Raw genomic sequence first — 24,987 nt, forward strand, 5'->3', positions numbered from 1 at the left:
CGCGTCCTCATCCCCGAGCAAGCCGCTGCATCCGTGCTTCGATCTTGTTCTGTGCCAGGATGGCGCGCATGCGCATCAACACGATCGCGGCGAAAAGCAAGGTGAATCCGATCAGGGTGAAACCGAGCGGCCAGAGCAGCGCATTGTCGATGCTCGATCCCCGCAGCGTGATGCTGGGGCCTTGATGCAGGCTGTTCCACCACACCACCGACCGGTTGATGATGGGCAGGTTGATCGCGCCGACCAGTCCGAAAATGGCAGTTACCGGACTGACCCCACCGTTCCCCTGCCGCGCGCTCGCATTGGCGAGGGCGATATAGCCGAGATAGAGGAAGAAGAGCACCAGCATGGAGGTCATGCGCCCGTCCCATTCCCACCAGGTGCCCCAGGTCGGGCGCCCCCAGATCGATCCGGTGACAAGGCATACCGCCGTGAAAAAGGCACCAGGCATGGCGATCGCCCGTCCAGCCACGGCGGCAAGCGGATGGCGCCAGACAAGCTGCATCAGCGCCGCCACGGCAATGCCCGTCCAGCCGCCCATGCCCAGCCAGGCGGCAGGCACGTGGATATAAAGGATGCGCACCGTATCACCCTGAAGATAGTCCGCGGGCGTCACGAACAGGCCGCAACCCGCCCCGACGAGCAGCAGGATAAGCCCCGGCCAGAACAGCCAGGCCGTCAGCGGCCGGACAATCTTGAGGAAGCGCGCAGGATTGGCAAAGCGATGCATGGGAGAAGGCTATTAGCTTTCGAAAACGCTCAAGGCCAGTGGACCTTTTACCCAATGTCGGTCTTCGGAAAATCGCGATCGGGCGGCGTCGCGACCCTTTTTTGTGACAGACAGGCGACAAATCGTCCCTGACACACTATATGCGCGCCAAAGCCGCCCCCGATGGGAGCGGACAGGATTGGCAGTGGACCACCAAAAACCCATGTTTACGACGAATCCGTTCGACGACGACAAACTGCGTGAGGAATGCGGTATTTTCGGCGTTTTCAATGCTGAAACCGCCTCCGCCATGGTTGCGCTTGGCCTTCATGCGCTTCAGCATCGCGGCCAGGAAGCCGCCGGCATCACGAGCTGGGACGGCCATGATTTCCATACCCATCGGGCGATGGGGCATGTGGCCGGGAATTTTGACCGCGACGAAGTGATTCGGGGCCTGCCGGGCGGCGCAGCCTGCGGTCATGTCCGCTATTCGACCACCGGCGAAACCTCGCTGCGCAACGTCCAGCCGCTTTATGCGGAGCTGAGTTCGGGCGGTTTCGCCGTCGCGCACAACGGCAATATCTCCAATGCCATGAAGCTGCGCCGGGAACTGATCCGGCGCGGGTCCATCTTCCAGTCGACCTCGGACACAGAGGTCATCATCCATCTGGTCGCCACCTCCACCTATCGTACGCTGCTCGACAAGTTCATCGATGCGCTGAAGCAGGTCGAGGGTGCCTATTCCCTGATCGTCATGACGCCCGAGGGCATGATCGCCTGCCGCGATCCGCTGGGCATCCGGCCGCTGGTGATGGGCAAGCTGGGCGATTCGACGATCTTCGCCTCAGAGACCGTCGCCTTCGACGTGGTCGGCGCGGACTATGTCCGCTCGATCGACCCCGGCGAACTCGTCATCGTCACGCATGACGGCGAAGTGCGCAGCCACCGCCCCTTTGGCCAAAGCCATGCCCGCCCCTGCATTTTCGAACATGTCTATTTCAGCCGCCCCGATTCGATCGTCGACGGCTCCAGCGTCTATTCCGTCCGCAAGGCGATCGGCGCACAACTGGCCATCGAAAATCCGGTCGAGGCGGACTATGTCATCCCAGTGCCCGACAGCGGCGTTCCGGCGGCGATCGGCTATGCCCAGCAGTCAGGCATTCCTTTCGAACTGGGCATCATCCGCTCGCACTATATCGGCCGCACCTTCATCCAGCCGGGCGACAAGGTCCGCCATCTGGGCGTGAAGCTGAAGCATAATGCCAATCGCGCCCTGATCGAGAGCAAGCGGATCGTCCTGATCGACGATTCGATCGTGCGCGGCACTACATCTCTCAAGATCGTGCAGATGATGCGCGAAGCGGGTGCCAAGGAGGTGCATATGCGCATCGCCAGCCCGCCGACCAGGCATAGCTGCTTCTACGGCGTCGACACGCCGGAGCGCACCAAACTGCTGGCGCACCGCCTGGACATTGACGGGATGCAGGACTTCATCCACGCCGACAGCCTGTCCTTCATCTCGATCGACGGCCTCTACAAGGCGCTGGGCGAGGCGAAGCGGGCCGACATCCGGCCGCAATATTGCGATGCCTGCTTCACCGGCGACTATCCCACCACGCTGACCGACCAGGACGAGGCCGTGGTGCAGAACCAGCTCGAACTGCTGGCCGAGCGGGTCGTCTGACCGCCTTTTTCAGCCGTTGAATGGACAAGTCCGGCGCCTTGCTGCATCGGACTTGTCCCTGCCTGACCCTCATGAGGGAAATTCCATGTCGACGCAGCCTCTTTCCGGTAAACTGGCCCTCGTGACCGGCGCGAGCCGGGGCATCGGCGCCGCCACTGCGCAAGCTCTGGCCGCTGCGGGCGCTCATGTCATCCTGACCGCGCGGACCGGGGGCGCGCTGGAAGAGGTGGAGGACCGCATCCATCAGGCAGGCGGCAGCGCAACCATCGCACCGCTCGATCTGGTCGACGGGGAAAGCATCGGACGGTTGGCGCAGGCCATTTCGGGACGTTGGCAGGCGCTCGATATTCTCGTGCTGAATGCCGCGACCTTGGGCAGCCTGGCTTCGGTTCCCGCCATTGATGCCAAGGAATTCGCCCGATTGCTCACGCTCAACATTGCCGCGCCCCAAGCGTTGATCGCCGCCTTTGACGCTATGCTCCGGGCAAGCGACGATGCCCGCGTGGTGGCGCTCACCTCATCGGTCGGCGCGCAGCCGCGGGCCTATTGGGGTGCCTATGGCGCGTCCAAGGCGGCGCTGGAAACGCTGGTCGGCGCCTATGGCGAGGAAGTGAAGAACATCTCCGCCATCCGCACCCATATCGTCGATCCGGGCGCCACGCGAACCGCGATGCGGGCGCGCGCCTTCCCCGGTGAGGATGCCGCGACGCTCAAGGACCCGTCGGTCGTGGGGAACGCCATAGCCGATCTGGTCGTGGCCGACACGCCGACCGGCCATCGAGTCCGGATCTAGGATTTCACCAGCGTCACCTGCGCGACATCGATGCTGCCGCCCCGGAAACCGCCCTCGCAATACATGAGATAATAGCGCCACAGATCGACGAAATGCTGGTCGAAGCTGGAGGGCAAATGCCCCTTGTCGATCGCACGGTCGAAGCGTTCCCGCCAGCGCCGCAGCGTCTCCGCATAATGGGTGCCGAAACGGTGGACGTCCCGCCATTGCAGCCCCTGTTCTTCCGCCAACCGACGGAAGCGGCTTTCGGACATCAACATGCCACCGGGGAAGATATGGGTCTGGATGAAATCGGCGCCGCGCGCATAATTTTCGAATAGGGCGTCATCGATCAATATATATTGGATCGCCGCCCGGCCGCCGGGCTTGAGCAGCCGCGCGATCGCCTCGACATAAGCAGGCCAATAGCGTTCGCCGACGGCCTCCACCATTTCCACGCTGGCGATCGCGTCATATTGCCCCTGGGCGTCGCGATAGTCGCGCAGGATGATGTTGGCCCCCGACCCCAGCCGGTCTCGCGCATATTCCGCCTGCTCGACCGACAGGGTGAGACCGTCATAGCGGATCGCACAGCGCTCCATCGCCTGTTCGGCCAGACCGCCCCAACCGCAGCCGATCTCCAGCAGGGAATCGCCTTCCTTGAGGTTCAGCCGGTCGAGAATCGCATCGACCTTCCGTTGCTGCGCCCGCTCCAGGCTTTCGATTAGATCCTCAGGATCGCGGAACAAGGCACTGGAATAATGCATGTTCCTGTCGAGCCAGAGGCCATAGAAATCATTGCCCAGATCATAATGATAGGCGATGTTCCGGCGCGACCCCTTGCGGCTGTTGCGTCGTGCCCAGTGCATCGCCTGCCCCATCCAGCGCGCGGGACCGGCGGGACGGGCGACATTGCCCAAGGCAACGGCATTGGCCATGAACAGTTCGAACAGCGGGACCGGGTCGGGGCTGGTCCATTCACCCCGCGCCCAGGCCATGTACCAGCCCGCCGAACCGCCGGTGATCAGGCGTAGCAAGGCCCGCCAGCGCAGCAGATGCACTTCGCATTCCGGCCCGGCCGCCCGACAGCCCAGCAGCCGCCGGCTCCCGTCCGGGAGGATCGCGTGCAGCGATCCCCTTTCCAGTCCCTCATCGATACGGTCGAGCAGCCGATGGAATTGCTGGCCCACCCATCGTCCCAGCCAGCCGTGATCGCGCGGGTCCAGTCGACGCCGAACCGGAATCGCTGCCCTGCCGCGACGGGGATCAATTGCGTTCATTCCAGCACTCTGCCTGATGGTTTACGCCGTCGCAATCATGGCTTGCCATGGCGATATGCCGCCAGCGCCCTTTCTCGTCCCTCTCTGTGTCCGATGCATTTGGACGGATAATCCGCCGGACGGACGCCATGGGTCTCCGGATCGTGGATTTGATGATCGTCCAGATGCGCCAGTTCAGGCACCCATTTCCTGATATAATCGGCGGCATCGAATTTCTCGGACTGGGTCAGCGGCGCCATGATACGGGAGAAGATATTGGCGTCCACGCCGCTGCCCGCGACCCATTGCCAATTGACGCTGTTATTGGCGTAGCTGGCGTCGACCAGCGTATCCCAGAACCAGCGCGCGCCATGGCGCCAGTCGATCAACAGATGCTTGATCAGGAAACTGGCCGCAATCATACGCACGCGATTGTGCATCCAGCCCGTCGCCCAAAGCTGGCGCATGCCCGCATCCACGATCGGATAGCCGGTGCGGCCGCTCGTCCAGGCCTTGAAGTCCGTCTTTGCCTCCCGCAAATCGCGCCATGGCATGGCGTCGAACGCCGCTCGTGCATTTTCCGAGCCATAAGCCGGCATCGTCCAAATCTGCGTATGCGCATAATCGCGCCAGATCAGTTCCTTGAGGAATATCGTCGCATCGGCGGGCGCCTTGCCGATGCGATGCCAGACTTGGGCCGGTGAAATCTCCCCGAAATGCAGATGCGGCGACAGACGCGACGTTCCCTCCCGCGAAGGCAGGTCGCGGGCAGCCGGATAGTCGCCGACCTCATCCAGGAAAGCGGCGACATTGGCACGCGCGCCCTCCTCGCCAGGCGTCCAGTCGCGGGCAAAGGCGACGGCCCAGTCCGGTTTTTTCGGCAGGAGATGCCAATCCTCCAGCGCATCGCCATCCGGCCATCGGGCGACTGTCGCGATTCGCGACGGCGACGGAGTCGGTGCTGCGGGCGGCATCTGATCCATCAGCGCCCGATAAAAGGGCGTGTAGATGCGATATGGGCCTCCGCCTCCGGTTCGCACCGCACCGGGCGGCAGCAACAGCCCGCCATCATACAGGCACAGGTCAAGTTCCCGTCCCACCGCCTTTTCCGCATTGCGCCACCATGGCTCATAATGGCGCAGGGCATGAACCCGACGGGCGCCGGTTTCCTGCGCAAGCCTGGCGAGTTCCAAGGCACATTCTCCCCGTCGCAGGATGAGCCGCGAACCTTTGCTGCGCAGCTTTTCATCCAGGCTCTTCAGGCTGTGATGCAACCACCAGCGCGACGCCCCGCCCATCTTCCACTGGCGAGGCGCGCTGTCGTCCAGCACATAGACCGGAATTACCGGGCCTTCATGAACGGCAGCGGCCAGGGCGGCCTGATCGGACAGGCGCAGGTCCTGGCGAAACCAGAGGATGACGGGAGAAGTCATGGGTTTTCCCATGCCATTGGGCCACCCCGGTTCCAAGCATCTCTTTTCCGTCACTCATTCCATTTGGAACACAAATCACCGCCCCGGCGATTTTCATCCATGGACGCGCGGCTCCCCGCCGCTTATTCTTGCACCGCAAAAAGGTCATGTTCGAAAGGCATGCCCCGGAACAAAGATCAGGAACTATGATGGCCTCGATGCCGAATGATTCAGAACACGCCTACCGGCCTTGCGTCGGCGTCATGCTCGTCAACATGGATGGCAAGGTTTTCGTCGGCCAGCGGATCGATAATGCGGTCGAAGCCTGGCAGATGCCGCAGGGCGGCATTGACGATGGCGAGGATATGAAGGCCGCCGCTCTACGCGAACTGAACGAGGAAACGGGAATCGATCAGGCGCATGTGGAAATCATCGCCAAGGCGCGGGAAGAGCATTTCTACGACCTCCCGCCCGAACTGATCGGCAAGCTGTGGGGCGGCAAATATCGCGGCCAGCGGCAATTCTGGTTCCTCGCGCGCTTCCTGGGGAGCGATGCCGACATCGACATACGGACCAAGCATCCCGAATTCCGCGACTGGAAGTGGGCCGATCCCGAATCGCTGCCGGACCTGATCGTGCCGTTCAAGCGCAAGCTATACCGCGATATCCTGCACGAATTCAGGGCGTTGATCTGAAAAGAGGGTTAAAATCGGCCATCATGTCGGTATGAGAAGGGCCATGCGCTATTGGCTGGCCCTTCTCCCGCTCCTCATCCCGACGCCGGCATGGGCCGATTATCCGGTCCTGCTCCCCTCCTCCGTGCGCGAAATGCTGGAGGCGGCGATCGCGAACGGCAATGAAACCGAGATCGCCACTGTCGCGAAGATCGCCAAGCAGACCAATCCCGGTTCGGCCGATGAGATACAGCGCATGGTCAACAGCTGGAAGGAACGGACCAAGGCCACCCGCGATACCGTGATCCGGGAGGCGCGCTTCACCGAACTGTGGACCGGCAAGGTCGAGGCAGGCGGGTTCCGTTCGACCGGCTCCACCAGCGAAATCGGCATCAGCGCCAGCGCTGCGCTCAAGCGAACCGGCATCCAATGGTCGCACAAGCTTGCGGCCAGCATCGATTATCGGCGAGCCAATGGCATCACCTCGCGCGAGCGCTATACGGCGAGCTACGAACCCCGCTACGAATTCGATCCTCGCGGCTTCGCTTATGGCCTGACCCAGTTCGAGCGCGACACCTCGATCGGTTATGACGAGCGTTACACCGCCTCGGTCGGAATCGGCTACAAGCTGATCGTCAGCGATCCGATCGACCTGTCGCTGGATGCCGGTCCTTCGATCCGTCACGCCAAATATGTGATCGGCGAACGGGAAACCAAATTGGGCGCGCGTGCATCCATGGACCTGGCCTGGCGACTGGCGCCCATGCTGACCTTCAAGCAGGTGGCGTCGGGTTATGCGGAAAGCGACGTCTATACGATCAATTCCCTGACATCGCTGGAGACCAAGGTCGGGACGCGATGGTCGGCGGCCATGTCCTATAATGTGCAATATGAATCGGAAACGCTGCTGTCGGCACGGGACTTCGATACGTTGAGCCGGCTTACGCTGACCTACAGCTTCTGACCGGCGCCTTCTGAACGGGGTGGAGGCGTCGACTTCGCTCTGATAGGGTCGCGAGGATGAGAGGAATTTCATCGCTTGAACGAAAGGTGATGGGACAGGCCGCGGCGGCACCCATGCTCGCGCAAACCGAAAAATGGGCCGGGGTGAACAGCGGGTCACGCAACCTGGCCGGTCTTTCCACCATGGCCGGGATGCTGGCGGATGCCTTTGCACCATTGCCGGGCGCATTGCGCCTGATCGATGCCGCGCCGGTGGAGGCGGTGGCTCCCGATGGCAGACTGACGACGATGGCCCATGGGCAGCATATCCGACTGACCGTCCGGCCGGATGCAGCGGTGCAGATCTTGCTTACCGGTCATATGGATACGGTGTTCCCCGCCGATCATGCGTTCCAAGCATTGCGCTGGATCGATCCGCTGACGCTGAACGGACCGGGCGTGGCGGATATGAAGGGAGGCCTTGCCGTCATGCTGGCGGCGCTGTGTGCTCTGGAGACGGCGCCCGAAGCCGGAAATCTGGGCTATGAGGTGATCATCAACAGCGATGAGGAAGTGGGCAGCCCCTCCTCCGCCCCATTGCTTCGGGAAGCAGCCGCGGGAAAGCGCGCCGCCTTCACCTATGAACCGGCCCTTCCCGACGGTACGCTCGCGGGCGCAAGAGCGGGCAGCGGCAATTTCGCCATCGTCGTAACGGGCAAAAGCGCCCATGCGGGCCGCAATCCGGATGATGGCCGCAACGCGCTGCTCGCGGCCGCGGACCTTGCCCTACGGCTGAAGGCGGGCAGCGGCGGAGGCCTTTCCTGCAATCCGGCGCGGATCGAAGGCGGCAGTCCCAACAATGTCGTTCCCGACCACGCCATTCTCCACGTCAATTTCCGACCGCGAACGCCCCCCGACGAAGAGGCGGCGCGGCAAATGCTGGACAAGGCGATCCGCCAGGTATCGCGAGACCATGAGGTGACGATGCATCGCCATGGGGGCTTCGGCCGCCCGTCCAAACCGATGGATGCAAAGGCGGAAACGCTGTTCGCACTGGTCCGGCAATGTGGGGAGGATATGGGGCTCGCGATAGGCTGGCGGGATACGGGGGGTGTTTGCGACGGCAATAACATCGCCGCATGCGGTGTGCCCGTGGTCGACACCATGGGAGTACGCGGCGGCAACATCCACAGCGATTCGGAATATCTTATCGTAGAGAGCCTGGCCGAACGCGCGCAGCTTTCGGCGCTGGCATTGCTGCGTATGGCGCAGGGGCGTTTTCCATGAAGGGGATGAAGGCGTGAGTTTTTTCATGCGCACGGCGCGAGCCGACGATCTACAGACCCTTTATGAAATGGCGAAACTGACCGGGGGGGGATTCACCAATCTGCCGCCGGACCGTAAGTCACTGGGCGCCAAGCTGGAGCGGACCGAACAGGCCCTGTCCCGCCAGACAGAAGGTGTCGAAGACGAACTGATCGTCATGGTGCTGGAAAACGGTCAGACAGGGCAGGTTCGCGGCACCTGCCAGATCTTCAGCACGGTCGGGCAAAGCTGGCCCTTCTACTCCTATCGGCTGGGCGTGCTGACCCAGCACAGCCGGGAGCTTTCGCGCACCTTCCGGGCAGAGATGCTTTCGCTCGTCACCGATCTGGAAGGATCGACCGAAGTAGGCGGCCTGTTCCTGCATCCGCGCGAGCGGGCGGAGGGGCTGGGCCTGCTGCTGGCACGCAGCCGTTATCTCTATATCCGCAACCATCGCGCCCGTTTCGGCGAACGGATCATCGCGGAACTGCGCGGCGTGATCGACGAGGCCGGCGGATCGCCTTTCTGGGACGGGTTGGCCGGGCGCTTCTTCGGCATGAGCTTTCAGGAAGCGGACGAGTTCAACGCCGTGAACGGCAACCAGTTCATCGCCGACCTGATGCCCAAGACGCCAATCTATACTGCCATGCTGACCGACAGCGCCCGCAGCGTGATCGGCATGCCGCATCCCAACGGCCGCGCGGCGATGCGGATGTTGGAGACGGAGGGTTTCACCAATCCCGGCTATGTCGATATCTTTGACGGAGGGCCGACGATGGTGGGACAGATCAACAGCCTGAGGACCATCGCGCATGCCCGGGACGTCACCCTGGGTGCCGTGCATGACAAGGGAGGTGAAAAGGTGCTGATCACAACCGGACGACTGGCCGATTATCGCTGCGCCTACGGCTTTTTCCTTGAGAATGACGACGGCAACGTCTCGCTCGACCGGGCTTCAGCGGAATTGCTGCGGCTGGAGCCGGGGCAGAATTTCACCGTGGCGGAGCGGGCATGACGGTCAGGGAAATCAATTTCGACGGCCTGATCGGCCCCAGTCACAATTATGCGGGCCTCAGCCTCGGCAATCTCGCCTCATCGCGCAATGCGGGAGCGGTTTCCCATCCCAAAGCGGCAGCGCTCCAGGGGATAGAGAAGATGCGCTCCAACATCCGTCTGGGGCTGTCGCAGGGGATATTCCTGCCGCAATGGCGGCCCGACGGCGCCTGGCTGTCCGCGCTCGGCACCGATGTCGGCAATGCGGAGGCGCATATCCGTGCGGCCGCCATGTCCGCCTCGTCCATGTGGGCCGCCAACGCCGCCACGGTTTCCCCCGCCGCCGACACGGCGGACGGGCTGACCCATTTGACAGTCGCCAACCTCGTCACCATGCCGCATCGCAGCCATGAATGGCCGCAGACGCTGGCGCAGTTGCGATTAGCCTTTTCGGACCGAAGCGCCTTTGCGGTGCATGGTCCGGTCCCGGCGCCCTTTGGCGACGAAGGCGCGGCTAACCATATGCGACTGTGCGACAGCCATGGCGAGGCGGGCGTGGAAATCTTCGTCTATGGCCAGTCCGGCGGTCCCTTCCCCGCACGCCAGCATGTTGAGGCAAGCAAGGCGGTCGCCCGGCTGCACCGGCTCGATCCGGGACGGACGCTGTTCGTCATGCAATCGGAAGAGGCGATTGCGGCTGGCGCGTTCCACAATGATGTGGTCGCGGTCGCGAATGAACGCGTCCTCTTCACCCATGAGCAGGCCTTCGCCGACAAGGATCGTTTCTATGCCGATCTGCGTGTCTTGCTGCCGTCGGTCGAGATCGTGGAGGTTCCCGCCAGCGCCATCAGCCTGGCGGATGCGATCCGCAGCTATATCTTCAATGCGCAGTTGGTGACGCTGCCCGATGGCGGCATGGCACTGGTCCTGCCGACCGAGGCACGCGATATTCCGGGCGTATGGGCGTGGCTGGAAGCCATGGTCGCGGGCAATGGCCCCATCCGGCAGATCATTCCAGTCGACGTGCGGCAATCCATGGCCAATGGCGGCGGCCCTGCTTGCCTGAGGCTGCGCGTGGTGGCCGATCCCGCCAATATCGACCCGCGTTTTCTGGTCGATGAGGCCCGGCTGGACAATATAGCCGGGATCATCGACGCCTATTGGCCCGAAGCCATCGCGCCGGACGATCTCGCCGATACGCGCCTGATCGCCCGGATCGAACAATCATGGTTAACGCTTGTTGACCATTTGCAGCTTTCGGGCGATTTAATTCCCTAGCGGCAACACAGCGCCTGCGAGTGGGATCGGATGGACCGGATCAAGCGCCTCTTTACCATCAAGACCAAGTTCGAGGTGTTCCTGGTCATCTACGCGCTTGCCCTCGGCGCGACGGAGCGGGGCATCGTCTATATGCAGCAATATCCCGGCACGGGCGGGCATCTGCTGGCGCTGGCGTGCACCGGCAGCGTGTTCATGGCGGGCGGCATGCTTATCGACGCCGTGGAGATGCGGCGCAACGCGTTCGGCTGACGGCCACTAGAGCGCGCTGCGTTAAATCGTACGCAAGTCGCGCGCTCTAAGCTTTTGTTGTCGCATCGCTTTAAGCGCAAAACCGGTTCCCACTTTTGCGCACGATGCTCTAAACGCTTGTAACCATGCCCCGCCCCATGCAGGAGCGGCGGCATGGCTGCGATCATGTTTCAGGGAACGGGTTCGGACGTCGGCAAGTCCCTGCTGGTGGCAGGCGTCTGTCGCGCGCTGTCGCGTCGTGGGTACAGGGTGCGCCCGTTCAAGCCACAGAATATGTCGAACAACGCCGCCGTCACCGTGGATGGCGGGGAGATCGGGCGCGCGCAGGCGCTTCAGGCGATCGCTGCCGGCGTCGATCCGCATACGGACATGAACCCGGTGCTGCTGAAACCCCAGGCCGACCGCACGTCGCAGCTTGTCGTTCACGGCCAATTGCGCGGGACATTGGGCACGGGGAATTTCCGGTCCGCGCGCGGCGAACTGCTGGAGGCGGTTCTCGCAAGCTACGAACGGCTGAAGGCGCAATGCGACATTGTCGTGGTGGAGGGCGCGGGCTCGCCTGCCGAAGTCAATCTTCGCGCGGGCGACATCGCCAATATGGGCTTCGCACGAGCCGCCGGTCTGCCGGTCATCCTGGTGGGCGACATCGACCGGGGCGGCGTGATCGCGGCGATCGCGGGTACGAAGGCCGTGATCGATCCCGAAGATGCAGCGATGGTCCGAGGCTTCCTGATCAACAAGTTCCGCGGCGATCCTGCGCTGTTCGAGGACGGCTATCGCCATATCGAGCAGTTGACGGGCTGGAAGGGATTTGGCGTCATTCCCTGGTTGACCGCCGCGGCCCGCTTGCCGAGCGAGGACGCCGTCATACTGGAACGCGGACAAAAACACGCCGGCGACCGGTTGATGATCGCTTGCCCGATCCTGCCGCGCATCGCCAATTTCGACGATCTCGATCCGTTGAAGTTGGAACCGGGCGTCGAGGTCGTCATGGTGCCGCCGGGACAACCCATCCCCGCCGAGGCTGCCCTGATCGTCCTGCCGGGATCGAAGGCGACCATCGCCGACCTCCAGGCGGTACGCGACCAGGGATGGGATATCGACATTCGCGCCCATCACCGTCGCGGAAGGCCGATATTGGGCATTTGCGGCGGTTATCAGATGCTCGGCAGCAGGATCGCGGACCCGGAGGGCATCGAAGGAGCGCCAGGCAGCGTCGAGGGGCTTGGCCTGCTGGACGTGGAAACGCGGCTCTCCCCCGTCAAGACGCTGAAAAGGATCAGCGGGACCGCATTCGAAAAATTGTTTTCCGGTTATGAGATGCATGTCGGCGTTACCAGCGGCGGCGACTGCGCGCGCCCCTTTGCCGCGATGGACGACGGACGGGCGGATGGCGCTTCGAACCCGGACGGCACCGTTCTTGGCACCTATGTCCACGGCCTGTTCGCCAGCACCGGCTTTCGCGCCGCCTTTCTGGAGCGGCTGGGTGGCCAATCCATGCTCGGCGACTATCAGGCGTCCGTCAACGACGCGCTCGACGACATTGCGGCGCAGTTGGAAAAGCATGTCGACATGGCCGCGCTGATCGATCTGGCAACTGCCTGAATATCTGTTCCAGCGCGGCACAGATCGCCAACTATGCTGATTGATATATTTACCGAAATTTGCCTGAATATTATACTAGGAACATAGGATATAGGCCGAACAATATAGCCTCGGCTTTCGAGGCGAGGGGGCGGTTATGTTGCTTGACCTGCATGAACCGGCAGCCCCCATGAAAGCCGCCCTTTCTTCGTGCAGGCGGCACTTCCTTTCTTCCCTGATCTTCAGCGCCTTGATGAACCTGCTCTACATCGGGCCTGTTCTGTACATGTTGCAGGTCTATGATCGCGTCGTTGCCGGCCAGGGGCGGCTCACGCTGCTTTTCCTGACGATCATCATCGCGGTGGTCATCGGCACCCTGTCGCTGCTGGAACTGGTCCGGTCGCGCCTGCTGGTTCGGGCGAGCATCCGGCTGGACCGCCAATTGGCCGGGCAGCTGCTCGACACGACGCTCAGCGGGCGTGGGTCGACCGGCGAGAGGATGAACAAGCAGGTTCTGCGGGAATTCGACACGCTGCGGCAGGCGCTGACCGGCCCGACCATCCTGTCGATCTTCGATTTTCCCTGGAGCCCGGTCTACGTCCTCGTCTGCTTCCTGATCCATCCCGCCATTGCCGCTCTGGCGGTGGTCGGCGGCGGCGCCTTGCTCTTCATAGCGTGGCGCAACGAAAAGGGCACCAATGCGCCCTTGAAACAGGCGAACGAGGCCGCGAACAAGGCCTATGTCAGCCAGGAACAGACGCTGGCCGGCGCAGAGGTGATCAGGGCGCTCGGCATGCGCCATGCGCTGGTACGGCGCCACCTGCTCGAACGGCAGACGATGCTCAGCCTCCAGGCGAACGCCAGTTTCGCCGGCGGCCATTATGTCGCGATCAGCAAGTTCATCCGCCTCATCCTGCAATCGCTGGCACTGGGTCTCGGCGCGTGGCTGGCGATCAACAACCAGATTTCGGCAGGGGCCATCTTTGCCTCTTCCTTCCTTGTCGGGCGTGCCCTCTCTCCCATCGACCAGTTGCTCGGCGCGTGGCGCAGCGTCGTCCATGCGCGGGCAAGCTATGCGACGCTCAACGACCTGCTGGCGACGCGGGAAGCGGATATCGCCCTCACCCGGCTTCCGCCGCCTAACGGCCATATCGCGGTCGAACATCTCACCCATTTCATCCCCGGCCAGGAACGTCCCATATTGGCCGACATCAGCTTTGCCGTCGAACCGGGCGAGGTCGTCGCCATCGTCGGTCCCAGCGGGGCGGGCAAGTCCACCCTGCTGCGCATGCTGTCGGGCGCGGCGCGGCCCCTGCGCGGATCGATCCGCTTTGACGGCGCGAACGTCCAGGATTGGGATACGGAAAGGCTGGCCGCCTTCATCGGCTATCTGCCGCAGGACACGTCGCTGTTCGCCGGCACGATCAAGGAGAACATCGCCCGGTTCCAGAACTTCCTGTCCGAGGAAGACGAAGCCATCGACAATGCCGTGATCGAGGCAGCCCGATTGAGCGGTGCGCACGACATGATCCTGCAATTGCCGGGCGGCTATAACCGGACCCTGGGGTGGGGCGGACGCGGACTTTCGGCCGGGCAGGCCCAGCGCGTAGGATTGGCGCGAGCGCTCTATGGCACACCGCCCCTGGTCTTCCTGGACGAACCCAATGCGCATCTCGATGCCGAGGGCGAGGTGCGGCTGGTCGCCACGCTGGACGACCTCAAGAAGAAAAAGGCGTCCGTCATCATCGTGGCGCACCGAATGGGCATATTGGGGGTCGTGGACAAGATCATGGTGATGCGCGACGGGAGGCTGGAGACTTTCGGCCCCCGCGATGAGGTGCTGGGACGGCTGAAGGCCATTCGGTCGGAGGAACAGCCCAAGGCTCAGACGGCGGAGGGATAGGCGCCATGGGGGACATTCAGCTCAGCGACGCCAGCGGGGCGATCTGCCTGACCCATCCGGGTGGCTATGAGACACCGGTGATCGATGACCGGCCGGATCGCGACATGCGGACCGGCATCATCATCGCGGTCCTGTTTTTCGTCGTCTTCCTGGGCTGGGCCGCCTTTGCCCGGTTGGATGCAGCCGCCTATGCGGCTGGCCGGCTGACCGTGGCGGGTCAACGTCAATCCGTCCAGCATCGCGACGGCGGCGTGGTCGGCGCGATCTTCGTCAAGGAAGGGCAGCATGTCCGTCAGGGCCAGCCGCTGATGGAGCTGGCGGCGGCGGATGTACGGGCGCAAGCGCGCATGTACGGCGCACAATATATCGAACTCCAGGCACAGCGCGCCCGGCTGATCGCCGAGCAGCTTGGCGCGAACCATGTCGAATGGCCGGCCGAATTCGCGACCCTTCAAGGACAGGAAAAGGAGGATGCGCAGGAGGCGATCAAGCTCCAGACGACGCAATTCAACAGCCGCTCCTCCGTGCTGACGGCGCAGACCGGCGTCCTGCGCGAACAGGCCAGCCAGGTGCAGGAGACGGCGCGCGGTTACAGGTCGCAACTGGCGGCTTCTTCGGAACAGGCACGGCTGATCGGGGAGGAACTGGACAGCCTGCAAGACGTGGCGGAGAAAGGCTTCGTCTCCAAATCGCGCATCCGGGCGCTGGAACGGGCGCGCGCCGACCTTCAGGGGCAGGAGGGGCAATATTCGGCCAGCATCGCCAGGTCGGGCGCCGAGGCTGGCGAAAACCGCCTGAAGGCGCTGGAAGCTGAAAAAGCGTATAAGGAGCGCGCCGCTTCCGAACTGCGCGACGTCGAATTTTCGCTGAACGAGGTTGCCCCCAAATATCGCGCGGCCAAGGATCAACTGGCGCGACTCGCCATTCGCGCTCCCGCGACCGGTACGGTGGTGGGATTGAGCGTTTTCACCGTGGGCGGCGTGATCGCACCGGGCCAGAAACTGATGGACGTCGTGCCCGACCGCGCGGGCCTGGTCATCGAGGCGCGCATTTCGCCGGACGATATCGACGACCTGAAAGTCGGGCAGAACGCCCAGATACGCTTCAACAGCCTGCATGAACGCGACCTGCCGATCATGGACGGCCGGATCACCCGGCTGTCGGCGGACAGTTTCCAGGACGAAAAGACCGGCCTGTCCTTCTACACCGGGGAAATCACGGTGCCGTCGAAGGAACTGGACATCATCCGCGGCAAGCGGGGACAGGATTTCAATCTCAAGGCCGGGATGCCGGTTCAGATACTGGTGCCGCTTCGTGCCCGGACGGCGCTGCAATATGCGTTGGAACCCCTCACCCAGTCGCTATGGCTCTCCTTCCGGGAGCATTGATCATTGCAGTTCCGAAAAGCGGGCCTGGGCGCCGAGCATGCTGTAGATGTGCCGATATTCCGCGATGATGGCGCTGCGATCATAATCCTTCGCCACGCGATCGCGCAACGCTTCGCCCATGGCGCGGCGCAGCGACGGCGCGCGCAGTAGCCGGAGGATGGCCGCCGCCGTCCCGTCCGGGTTGACCAGTTCAGTGACGATGCCGCCGGGCCGATCGACGCGGGGCGAGCGTCCCTCGATCATCTCGCGGCAACTGCCGACATCGGGTGCCACCACCGGCACGCCGCATGCTCCCCCCTCCAATATGACCAGCGGTTGCGCTTCCGACAGGCTGGTGAGGACGAGCAGGTCGATGCGGGGCAGCCATTCGGCAACGTTGACCCGCCCGGCAAATTGTACCGCATTGACGATTCCCAATTCCTTGACCAGCGCCTCGCAATCGGCGGCATAGTCGGGGTCCTCGTCCAGAGGACCCAATATGGCGAAGCGCACTTCGGGCATCTCCGCCAGGACGAATCCGGCCGCCCGGATGAAGGTCTTCACGTCCTTGATCGGCACCACGCGCCCGATCAGCGCCACGAGCGGCCTCGCGGGGTCCCCCTTGTGCTCGAGATGGGCAAAGCGATCCGCGTCTATGCCGTTGGGGATGACCCTCAATCGCTCCTGCGGGGCGCCCAGCCGCCGCTGCGTCTGGTTATTGGCGCCATAGAGCGCGATGATCGGATCGCAGGCATCATAGCAGGCACGCGTATAGGTCTGGAACACGGCCAGCCAAAGATCGCGCAGGTCGTGCCCTTCCCGCTCGAGCGTCAGACCGGTTTCGATCTGGTCGCCGATCCAGTCCGCCATCATGATCTCGATCTGCCGTTCCAGCATGTAGATGCCATGTTCGGTGATGAAGGCAGGCTGGCCGGTTTCATAGGCGGCCCGCGCCGCCAAAAGGCCCGCAAAGCCGGTCGATATGGTGTGATAGACCTTGGCCTTGGGCAAGGGCACGAGCAGCATCTTGAGCAAGCCGCCCAGCAGCACCCGCATCGCCCAGAAGAAGTGATGGAAGGATGCCGAACGAAAGGCTGTGTCGTAATAATGAGTGAAGAGGTCGAATATTTCCGGGTTGGAGAGCAGATCGCCCGCTGCCGGAGGCGGCTTGAGTTGCTCGATCTCCTGCCGCAACCTTATCAGTTCCCCCTTTCCTCCCGTGGACAGGAAGGCGAGCAGCAAACGGCCGATACGCTTCATCTGCGCGGCAGGATAACGGCGCGGCAGGCACGGCTCGATCAGCAGCGGAACTTCGATCACCTCCACGACATTGGACGGGGGCACCACGCGCCAGGGCTGCTGCATCGCCCCGGCCTTGATCGCGACAAGGGAAAATCGAAGGTCGGGCATGGACAGGATCAGGTCTTGCAGCCAGCTTGAAACGCCGCCGACGACGAAGGGATATGCGCCCTCGACGATCAGGCATACATCGCTGTCCGCACTGTCGGACATCAGGGCGACAACTCCATGCGAGAGTTGCGCAGGGACCTGGACTGCGCGTCCCTGTCCCGTTCCATCGCTCGTCCGACATGGGCCCGCACCTCGCGCAGCGCACGACGGCGAATGTCCGCAGCGGACAGTTGTTCGGCGATTTCATCCAGCTTCCGGCCGGCCTCCTGACAAAGGCGGGTTCGCTGGGACTGCGGCAGGAGCTGGTTGAAACAACCATGGTCGGCAAATAACATCGCGAGCGCGTAACGGTCGTCCAGATTCTGGCTCGGCGCGATACGCGCCTGCAATTCGCTGCTCTGCTGGGCCAGATTATAGCTGACCTGCGCGGCAGCGGCGGCGGCCAGGGCGCGGATGGTCTGATCCTCGTCGGACAGGGCCATGACGATCAAGGGGGAAAGCCGCGGTTCGAACGAAATCACAGCCGTTTCCAACGCTCTATAACGCGCTTGCAGGCTGCCGTAGCGCAACATCGTCGCCAATGATCCGATTTCGTCGCAATCAGGGTAGCGTATCCGATCGTCGAGTATCCGACCTAGCCGCTCGACCGGCGAGAGGCTATTGCCGATCCGATAGCGGCGGATGCGGACATTGTTGTAGACGATCTGCCTTTTGCGCCTGGAACTGGCCGCCAGCGGCGCGATCAACAGGCAGAACAACATACCCGGCGGGCCCATCGCCGCCCCTATCGGCAAGGCAAAGCATTGCAGCGCGCTCATGCCCCGCAACTTCCGCATCGTCAGCAGCAGCGCGGCGATGGTGAGCGCCAAATGCATCGGCGCGAACCAGTAAATGGACGCCGCCCCTGCCAGCAGCGCCTGGACAAGCAGCAGAAATTCGATGATCGAACCAAGGGCGAGCAGCGCGATCACGCGACCTTGCCTTCCGGCATCTGCCATTTGGCGGTGAAGGCCGGCTCACGGCCGAACAGCGCGCTGCTCTTCCCCAGCAGATCGGTGACGTGCAGCAATTGCGTCATATAGGCCGCAGTGATCCTGCCGACGCTATGGATGATGATGATCCCCGCCAGCTGATCCCCTGCCCCCATGACCGGCAGGGCGATCGAACCGATCTGCGCCAGCATCGCTTGATCGGCCGGATCGTCATTCTGCAACACCCGCGGCCCGGCAAGCATGGCCTGAACCAGCATCGACTTGGTGAGATCGGACGGCTGGCCCGATGGCGTCCTGCCTCCGAAGCGCGCCACGACCTGGCTCCCGCGCACGTCGTAGAAAGTGAAGTCGTCGGTCTGGGCGGCCAGTGCGATCATGCGGGCGACGGCATCGATCTGACGCTCCGGATCGGATTCGGTCAGGCCGAGACCGGCCGCAATCGCCTCGACCACCGTCCGCTGCTCCGTTGCGATCCGCACCTGCAGCCTGCGATTGGTGTCGGTCAGACGCGCGACCACTTCGGCCAGTTTCTTCCAGTTGCGTTCCATCGCCTGATGCTGTCGCCGTTGATCGGCGATCCGGTTGCGCCTGCTGGCCGTCACCTCGCCGACGATGAGCGCCGTTACCATCCACAACATCGGCTGGATGGACAGGCGCAATTGCTGCTCCAGATGATCCGCCGGCCCCGACCAGATGTTCGACCAGCAAAGCCAGATGGCCGAAGCGATGGCCCCCGCCAGCAATCCCATGCCGGTCCCATAGGCGATCGCCATGACCAGCACCGGCAACCAGTAGGGATTGGGGTTCAGGTCGGAATAAGCGTCACCATGCAACAGCCCCTGATCGATCGCGATCAATATGGCGAACAGGACCAGCATTTCGGCGCATTGCAGAAGGATGGGCTGTTTTTTCAGCATCAATGCCTCCCCAGATAGCGCGTCAGCGCCACGCGCAGATATAGCTGCCGTCCCGAAATGCCCGGCCGGCTGATGGAACTGACGCCACCGCTCGCCTGCAAGCGCCAGCCATCGCTCAACCGCCCCGTGGCGCTGATATTGGCGGTCGGGCCATTGGTCTTGCCCTTCCGGTCGAAGGTCCAGCCGGCGGCACCCGTCAACTGCCAGCGGGTCCAGGACATGCCGGACACCAGTTGGAAGCTGTGGTTCTCCCGGTCGCTCAGCGGAATATAGGCAAGGCCGTTGGGCCTTGTATCAGTGCGATCGACATATTCGGCGTCCAGCCGGTAACTGAAGGCCAGGGACGGCTTTCCTCGCCGCAGCAGATAGTCGAACCCGCCCGCCGCGGTGAAGCTGCGCGTCCGGGCACCGGTGCCTCTCAGCCCATAGCCGTTCCAGGCGCCGTCAGCCTGCACCACCAGTTCCGGCGTCAGGCGGATCGTGCCGCCCAGCCCGGCGCGGCTGATGTGGCCGCCGAAGGTCGACTGTTCGGGCGTGGCGAGATCGGGCAGATGATAGGCCAGCACCAACCGCCCCTGCCTTTCGGGCGGCCCCGCGAACAGGCGCAACCCGGCGCCGGCGACCTTTTCGTCCAGTTGGGCGCTGCCCTGAAATTCCAGGCGCGAGACAGGTCCGAGGTTGATCGTCGCGAACAGGTCGCCAATGGTCGAGCGTGAGGTGCGGTTGCCAAGGATGCCGGTGGGGCCATAGACCGTGTCGGCTTCCGACCGGAACCAGCGCAGACCTGCCCCAGCCGAAATTTGCGGATTGATCGGTATCATCCCGTTGAGGCCGCCCTCTGCTTGCCAGAAGACCTTGCCGCCGCGCAATGTCAGCGCCGCTGCCACATTGCCGCCGGATTCCGCCAGGGTCTGCCGCGCGAAGGGATCGTCCGCCGCCAGATTGCGGTAACGCCCCGCCCCCAGGGCCAGCGCGCCTTCGGCTATTTCCATGTCGGCCAGCAGGCGCTGTATCCGCTTGTCGTCGGGATGCGCGGCCGCCAGCGGAGCAAGCCGCCGCCGCGCCAGGTCGGGATAACCCGCCGCTGCATCGGCCTGCGCTCTCGCTATGGCGAGTTCGAGGTCCATGTCCGGCGATGGCGGTGCGCTGCCGACGACAGGAGTTGCCGGGAATTCGGGTTCCGGAACGAAGCTGACATGGAGGTTCCGTCCGTCGGCGCTGGCCTCCAACCGACGTCCGGCCGCGGAACGCAGCAACAGGCTGTTGTCGTTCCAGCGCAGATCGGCGAGATCGTCGCCCGCTATCCTGGCAAAAGCCTTCAGCCTCTCGTCCGCAATCGGCCGATCGAAGCGGACGACCAGTTCATAGCCGTCATTTTGAAGTTGCAGATGAACATCCTCGCTCCATTGCAGGTCGACCGTCCGCGCCTCGGCCAGAGCCGAAACGCCGGTATCGGGCGGCAGCGCCGCGGTGAGGAAGGGCAGCGGCGGCACTGACAGCAGAAGAGCTGCGACCAGTGGCGTCATGGCCGCAGCACCTTCCTCGCCCGTCCCGGATCCCCGGAGGCGATGAGCAGCCGAGACAGCATGATGTCCAGCCTGCGGTCATTGGGCGTTGCCTGGCGCAGCGTTTCCACCATCGCCATGGCGTCGGACGTACGGCCCAGCCGGTTCAGCAATTCCGCTCGCTCGATCGATGGCGGCGTGTTGGCCAGAAGCCGTTCCAGCCAAGGCCGAGCGGCGGGCTCGCCCCTGAGCTTCGCCTGCGCGTCCGCCATCAGGCGCAGGGCAGCCCGGTCATCGGGCCGATCCCGCAAATAGTCCAGCAATTGCCCAGCGGTTTCCGCCGCGTCACCTCTGTTCCAGCCGTCCCATGCCAGGCTCAGGCGATCGGACGCTTCCCCCTGCCCCGCCGCGATCCGGGCGCGAGCCAGGGCAAGCGCATATCTCCCGGCCCTGTCCGCCGGAACGGTGGCCGTGGCGGCAGCCTTGAGCTGCATGGCGGACAAGGGACGGCCGTCAAGCAACCCGTCCAGCGCCCGTGCCGCCGCCACACGGTCCCGCGCTGCATTGGCAAGCGCGATGCGCTGCACCAGCATGTCGCTGCTATCCGCCGCCGGGCGGGATTCGACGAAGGCCAGCGCCTTGGCGGGCTGTTCCCGCTCAATATAGGCCGCCAGCCAGCGCGGGTCGGCCGACGCGCGGGACCGCAACCAGTCCAGATCCTCTCCTGCCGGGCGCGGCCCCATCAGATAAAGCATGCGCGCCGAAACATCCTCATCGCTCGCTCCCTTGGCCGATTGCTGCCTGAGCAGCGCAATGGCATCGGGGCGGAATCCCTTTTCCAGCAATCGCTGGGCGATGGCGGAACCGTCGGCGCCCTTGGCCGACGCCTGAGCGAGCAAATATTGCCGCATCGCCTGCGGATCACCCGATGCCATGATGATGCTCTCCCGCGCCGCATCTCGGCCGGAGGGCAGCAGGGCAGCGTAGCGAAGGGCCGATCCGCTATCCCCGGACCTTTGAGCAAGGGTCATGGCCAGCCAGGGATTGGCGGCACGCCAGCCGGGCGTACCCGCCCGGTCGATGCGGGAAATCAGATCATAACGCTGCGCCGTGTTCGCCCATGACGCCAGATCGAGTGCCTGCGCCTGGCTGAGCGGCGGAATCGCACCATGTTCGGCGGCGGTGATCAATATTTCGGGCGTGGCCAGGGCATAGGCCGCCTCCACCAGATGCTGCGGCGGCGCGTTTCCGGGCGTGATCGCGGCAGACCGCAGCAGGTCGGCGGCACCCGCCAGGTCGCCCGTCTTGCGATGCAGGTCGAAGCGCAGGCGCCAAAGAGCGGGAGCAGCGCGATCCGGACGGCTCTCCAGAAAGGCCAGGGCGACGTCCGGCCGCCCGCTCGCCAATATGTCATAGCTGACCCGGTCGGTTGCGACAGGGGCATGGCCCTTCGCCAGCGCGTCGGCGATCGCGGAAAGCGTGGAGGCGCTCGCGGTGGTCGCCGATGCCGCCATCAGGCGCTGAAGATCGGGCAAGGCCAGCCGCTTGCCCCCTGAAAAGCGCTGCATCAATTGGGCGGTGCTGGGCGGCGGCAGCGGGATGGGGGCCGGAGGCGGCGAGAATGTACCCCGGCGAATGGCATCCGCGATCTGCCAGCGATCGGGCATCAGCACGACCGTAGCGGCAAGCAGCAGGCCGCCCGCCAGGATCGGGCCGAGGAAGGCCGCGTTCGGCTTGCGCAACGCCGGGATGTTCATGGCTCCAATGTTCATGTGCGGGGCTCCGGAATGAGCCGGTCGAGGGCCAGGGTGGACACATAGGGCTGGAACCCGGCTGCGCGTTCGCGCGCATAGAGGCTGGCGACGGTCGCCTGGTCCTGCGGGTCCCAATAATCGAGTGTGGCGAGGACGAGACGTGGATTGATCTGTCGCGCGGCGAGCAGATGCCCGGCCTGCCATGCCCAATCGTCCGCGGACGTCATTTCATAACGCCCATCCGCGAAGCTCCAGCGGGACGCCATCGCCTCTGCCAGCACCAGATCGATCTGGGTCGCGACCGCCGGCAGCAACGCATAGCCCCGGTTCATCATGATGGTGATGCCAGGGAACCGCGTGCGAATGGCCTCCACCAGCCGGGCGGCGCCCGCGGTCATGCCCTGGTTCCTATCGCCATCCTGCCGTTCCAGCGCCTCGGCATTGTCGAGCGTATCCATGAAGATGCCATCATAGCCCTTCGCCAGGATCGCGGGCACGAGCCGGTCGAGCACCAGCTTCGTCCAGGTGGGATCGCGCAGGTCGACCAACCGCGCCTCGGGCCAATTGGGATTGGGCTGGCGCAAGGCCCCTGCCCTGTCCAGTTCGGCAACGAAGGGACGGCCGCCATGAACTTCGCCCATGCTGATATAGCCGAGCAAGCGGCTCCCCTCGCCTCGCAACGGCGCCACGGGGCGCGGAAAATCGGGTTCCAGCACGAGCAGTTTGAACTGACGGGCCATGGCCGGATCCGTCACCCCGCCATAGTCCACGCCCCAGGCCCCGGCATGTCGGGTTTCGGGAAGCGCCCGTGCCGACAGGCCGAACACCATCAGCGACAGCGCGAAAAGATCGCGACGGCGAAGAGAAACCGGACTCATGGCCAGAATCTCGCATTGCCGACCACCGCCGGATTGTTGCCGACGAAGAGAAGATAGGTGAGATTACCGGTGGCCTGCGCGACCAGCGCCACCGCCAGCGAAGCGCCGGTCACGGCCCCCGCGAGATAGCCGAAACCGAAACCGGCAAAGCCCATGTCGCGGAGCAGCCATGTTCCAATAGCGCTGGCGACGAGGAAGCTGCCCCAGACGGCGACGATCCTGCCTGAAAGGTCGTAATAGGATAGGATGATGCTCATCTGGATGACGACGAGATGAAACACCGCCCCCACCGCCGTCAGGCGGAAACCGAATATGCCCCGCGCATTGAGGTCCAGCAGGCGGACGATTTCCGGCGCCAGCACCCAGCAGAAACCGGCCAATATGGCCTGCTGGACCACCAGCAGACGCAGGTCCAGCCGGATCGTGCTGCCGACCTTGCGCCGTGCCTTTTCGATCCGGCGCCAGTTGGCCGTGCCCGTGCATTGCACCATCAGTTCGGTAAAGGCACGGTCGAAACGCGTCTCCGTCGTCACCAGGATCAACGTGAGGCCGGGGATCATGGTGAGCAGGCCAAGGAAGCTTGCCTGATCGTTGATCGGATTGACGCGGAGTGCACCGACCGCCTGGATGCTCCCCGGCGCCCACCAGAGCAGCCATTTGTCGATCCAGATGGCCAGCGCATTGGCAAGGCCCGCGACCCCCAGTGCAACCACGCCGGGCGTCCGCCCGATCCAGTCGAGCCGCCAGCCGGGACTGCCCGGAAAATCCTCCCTGATCGCGGTGATGAGCAGTGTCAGCGTCACCACCAAACCGGCGGCAATGGTCGCCAGCACAACCGAAGGCGTCGTCGGCCGAACAATGGCCAACGAAAGGGCGGCCATGGCAATGCCCGAGACATAGGCCAGGAAGATCGGCCCATGCCGGGATGTCGCATGGAGGAAGGGGCTGGCGATCCAGATCTGCGCGAACAGGGTGAGGATGGCCGTCGCCAGCAGAAATTGATCCGGACGCATGGCAGCGGCAAGGCCGAAGAGAATATTGCCGGCGATCAGCGCCGCGATCACGGCCAACACCATCGCAACCATCAGGATCGACGGAATGGCATCCCGCTCGCCAAGGTAGAAGCGATCCGATGCCATGCGCGTGGCGATCATCGCCAATGGCGCGGTGACGACGGTCGAAATGCCAAAGGCATAAACCAGGCTGGTCTGGACGATCACATGGTCCGCAGGCTGCATGACCGATCGGGTCCAGCCCTGGAGCAGGAATATGGCGCAGGCGGTTATCAGCCACGGACCGGAACTGATGACGGCGCCCTGGAAGGTGGCATGGGCGATGCCGCCAAGCCCCTCCTCCCGCGCTATGCGATCCAGCCTGAAACCGATTCCAGCCATGTT

21 protein-coding genes are annotated in these 24,987 nt (G+C 63.8%); 11 read left to right on the forward strand and 10 right to left on the reverse strand.

Annotation, left to right across the window (positions count from 1 at the left end; translation table 11 throughout):
- Positions 1-7: 7 nt before the first annotated feature.
- Positions 8-730 carry a heme ABC transporter permease CcmC gene (ccmC, locus tag CAF53_RS16015; protein ID WP_046762972.1) on the reverse strand — a complete coding sequence of 241 codons (723 nt, stop codon included), beginning with the start codon at positions 728-730 and terminating at the stop codon, positions 8-10.
- 202 nt (positions 731-932) lie between these two features.
- Here ccmC and purF point away from each other — a divergent pair, with 202 nt between their 5' ends.
- Together purF and CAF53_RS16025 are read left to right on the forward strand one after the other, a co-directional pair.
- On the forward strand, positions 933-2,393 hold the full coding sequence (gene purF / locus CAF53_RS16020; RefSeq protein ID WP_100238596.1) for an amidophosphoribosyltransferase: 1,461 nt from the start codon (positions 933-935) through the stop codon (positions 2,391-2,393).
- Positions 2,394-2,478: 85 nt separating this feature from the next.
- Positions 2,479-3,186: an SDR family NAD(P)-dependent oxidoreductase gene (locus CAF53_RS16025; protein WP_046762974.1), complete on the forward strand. Its 708-nt coding sequence runs from the start codon at positions 2,479-2,481 to the stop codon at positions 3,184-3,186.
- On the opposite strand, the gene CAF53_RS16030 is transcribed toward CAF53_RS16025, so the two are convergent.
- On the reverse strand, positions 3,183-4,445 hold the full coding sequence (locus CAF53_RS16030) for a cyclopropane-fatty-acyl-phospholipid synthase family protein (RefSeq protein WP_100238597.1): 1,263 nt from the start codon (positions 4,443-4,445) through the stop codon (positions 3,183-3,185). The genes CAF53_RS16025 and CAF53_RS16030 overlap by 4 nt on opposite strands.
- A 35-nt stretch (positions 4,446-4,480) precedes the next feature.
- Positions 4,481-5,857: a deoxyribodipyrimidine photo-lyase gene (locus tag CAF53_RS16035; protein ID WP_100238598.1), complete on the reverse strand. Its 1,377-nt coding sequence runs from the start codon at positions 5,855-5,857 to the stop codon at positions 4,481-4,483.
- Between the two features lie 188 nt (positions 5,858-6,045).
- Between CAF53_RS16035 and CAF53_RS16040 the strand changes: the two genes are divergently transcribed.
- The 9 genes from CAF53_RS16040 (at position 6,046) to CAF53_RS16080 (ending at position 16,155) form a co-directional block, all read left to right on the forward strand.
- Positions 6,046-6,531, forward strand: coding sequence for an RNA pyrophosphohydrolase (locus tag CAF53_RS16040; RefSeq protein WP_046763276.1), 486 nt, complete (start codon positions 6,046-6,048; stop codon positions 6,529-6,531).
- Positions 6,532-6,574: 43 nt separating this feature from the next.
- Complete coding sequence (locus CAF53_RS16045; protein ID WP_046762976.1) at positions 6,575-7,474, forward strand: DUF481 domain-containing protein; 900 nt, start codon at positions 6,575-6,577, stop codon at positions 7,472-7,474.
- Positions 7,475-7,530: 56 nt separating this feature from the next.
- On the forward strand, positions 7,531-8,739 hold the full coding sequence (locus CAF53_RS16050) for a hydrolase (RefSeq protein WP_046762977.1): 1,209 nt from the start codon (positions 7,531-7,533) through the stop codon (positions 8,737-8,739).
- A gap of 13 nt (positions 8,740-8,752) precedes the next feature.
- Complete coding sequence (locus CAF53_RS16055; RefSeq protein ID WP_046762978.1) at positions 8,753-9,772, forward strand: arginine N-succinyltransferase; 1,020 nt, start codon at positions 8,753-8,755, stop codon at positions 9,770-9,772.
- On the forward strand, positions 9,769-11,028 hold the full coding sequence (locus CAF53_RS16060) for an N-succinylarginine dihydrolase (RefSeq protein ID WP_100238599.1): 1,260 nt from the start codon (positions 9,769-9,771) through the stop codon (positions 11,026-11,028). Before CAF53_RS16055 ends, CAF53_RS16060 begins: the two co-directional genes overlap by 4 nt.
- A gap of 30 nt (positions 11,029-11,058) precedes the next feature.
- Positions 11,059-11,280 carry a hypothetical protein gene (locus tag CAF53_RS16065; protein ID WP_100238600.1) on the forward strand — a complete coding sequence of 74 codons (222 nt, stop codon included), beginning with the start codon at positions 11,059-11,061 and terminating at the stop codon, positions 11,278-11,280.
- A 153-nt stretch (positions 11,281-11,433) separates the two neighbouring features.
- A complete protein-coding gene (locus CAF53_RS16070) occupies positions 11,434-12,885 on the forward strand; it encodes a cobyric acid synthase (RefSeq protein ID WP_100238601.1) in 1,452 nt (483 codons plus the stop codon).
- A 136-nt stretch (positions 12,886-13,021) separates the two neighbouring features.
- On the forward strand, positions 13,022-14,767 hold the full coding sequence (locus CAF53_RS16075) for a type I secretion system permease/ATPase (protein WP_084733068.1): 1,746 nt from the start codon (positions 13,022-13,024) through the stop codon (positions 14,765-14,767).
- Between the two features lie 5 nt (positions 14,768-14,772).
- On the forward strand, positions 14,773-16,155 hold the full coding sequence (locus CAF53_RS16080; protein WP_100238602.1) for an HlyD family type I secretion periplasmic adaptor subunit: 1,383 nt from the start codon (positions 14,773-14,775) through the stop codon (positions 16,153-16,155).
- On the opposite strand, the gene pelF is transcribed toward CAF53_RS16080, so the two are convergent.
- Genes pelF through pelG form a run of 7 tightly spaced genes read right to left on the reverse strand, consistent with a single transcriptional unit; the run spans position 16,156 to position 24,984 of the window.
- Positions 16,156-17,646, reverse strand: coding sequence for a GT4 family glycosyltransferase PelF (pelF, locus tag CAF53_RS16085; RefSeq protein WP_242443455.1), 1,491 nt, complete (start codon positions 17,644-17,646; stop codon positions 16,156-16,158).
- Positions 17,646-18,515, reverse strand: a complete 870-nt coding sequence (locus tag CAF53_RS16090) for a hypothetical protein (protein WP_100238604.1) — start codon at positions 18,513-18,515, stop codon at positions 17,646-17,648. The genes pelF and CAF53_RS16090 overlap by 1 nt, the downstream gene beginning before the upstream one ends.
- The gene (locus CAF53_RS16095; RefSeq protein ID WP_100238605.1) at positions 18,512-19,453 is read right to left on the reverse strand and encodes a hypothetical protein; all 942 of its coding nucleotides are present in this window, start codon (positions 19,451-19,453) and stop codon (positions 18,512-18,514) included. The genes CAF53_RS16090 and CAF53_RS16095 overlap by 4 nt, the downstream gene beginning before the upstream one ends.
- Positions 19,453-20,979, reverse strand: coding sequence for a hypothetical protein (locus tag CAF53_RS16100; RefSeq protein ID WP_046762986.1), 1,527 nt, complete (start codon positions 20,977-20,979; stop codon positions 19,453-19,455). The genes CAF53_RS16095 and CAF53_RS16100 overlap by 1 nt, the downstream gene beginning before the upstream one ends.
- Positions 20,976-22,730, reverse strand: a complete 1,755-nt coding sequence (locus CAF53_RS16105) for a hypothetical protein (RefSeq protein ID WP_242443456.1) — start codon at positions 22,728-22,730, stop codon at positions 20,976-20,978. The genes CAF53_RS16100 and CAF53_RS16105 overlap by 4 nt, the downstream gene beginning before the upstream one ends.
- Entirely contained in the window at positions 22,727-23,590 is an 864-nt protein-coding gene (locus tag CAF53_RS16110) for an endo alpha-1,4 polygalactosaminidase (RefSeq protein WP_100238607.1), read from the reverse strand. The genes CAF53_RS16105 and CAF53_RS16110 overlap by 4 nt, the downstream gene beginning before the upstream one ends.
- Positions 23,587-24,984: an exopolysaccharide Pel transporter PelG gene (gene pelG / locus CAF53_RS16115; RefSeq protein WP_100238608.1), complete on the reverse strand. Its 1,398-nt coding sequence runs from the start codon at positions 24,982-24,984 to the stop codon at positions 23,587-23,589. The genes CAF53_RS16110 and pelG overlap by 4 nt, the downstream gene beginning before the upstream one ends.
- Positions 24,985-24,987: the final 3 nt, after the last annotated feature.

It is taken from the genome of Sphingobium sp. LB126 (genome assembly GCF_002795205.1).
GTDB classification, from domain to species: domain Bacteria; phylum Pseudomonadota; class Alphaproteobacteria; order Sphingomonadales; family Sphingomonadaceae; genus Sphingobium; species Sphingobium chungbukense.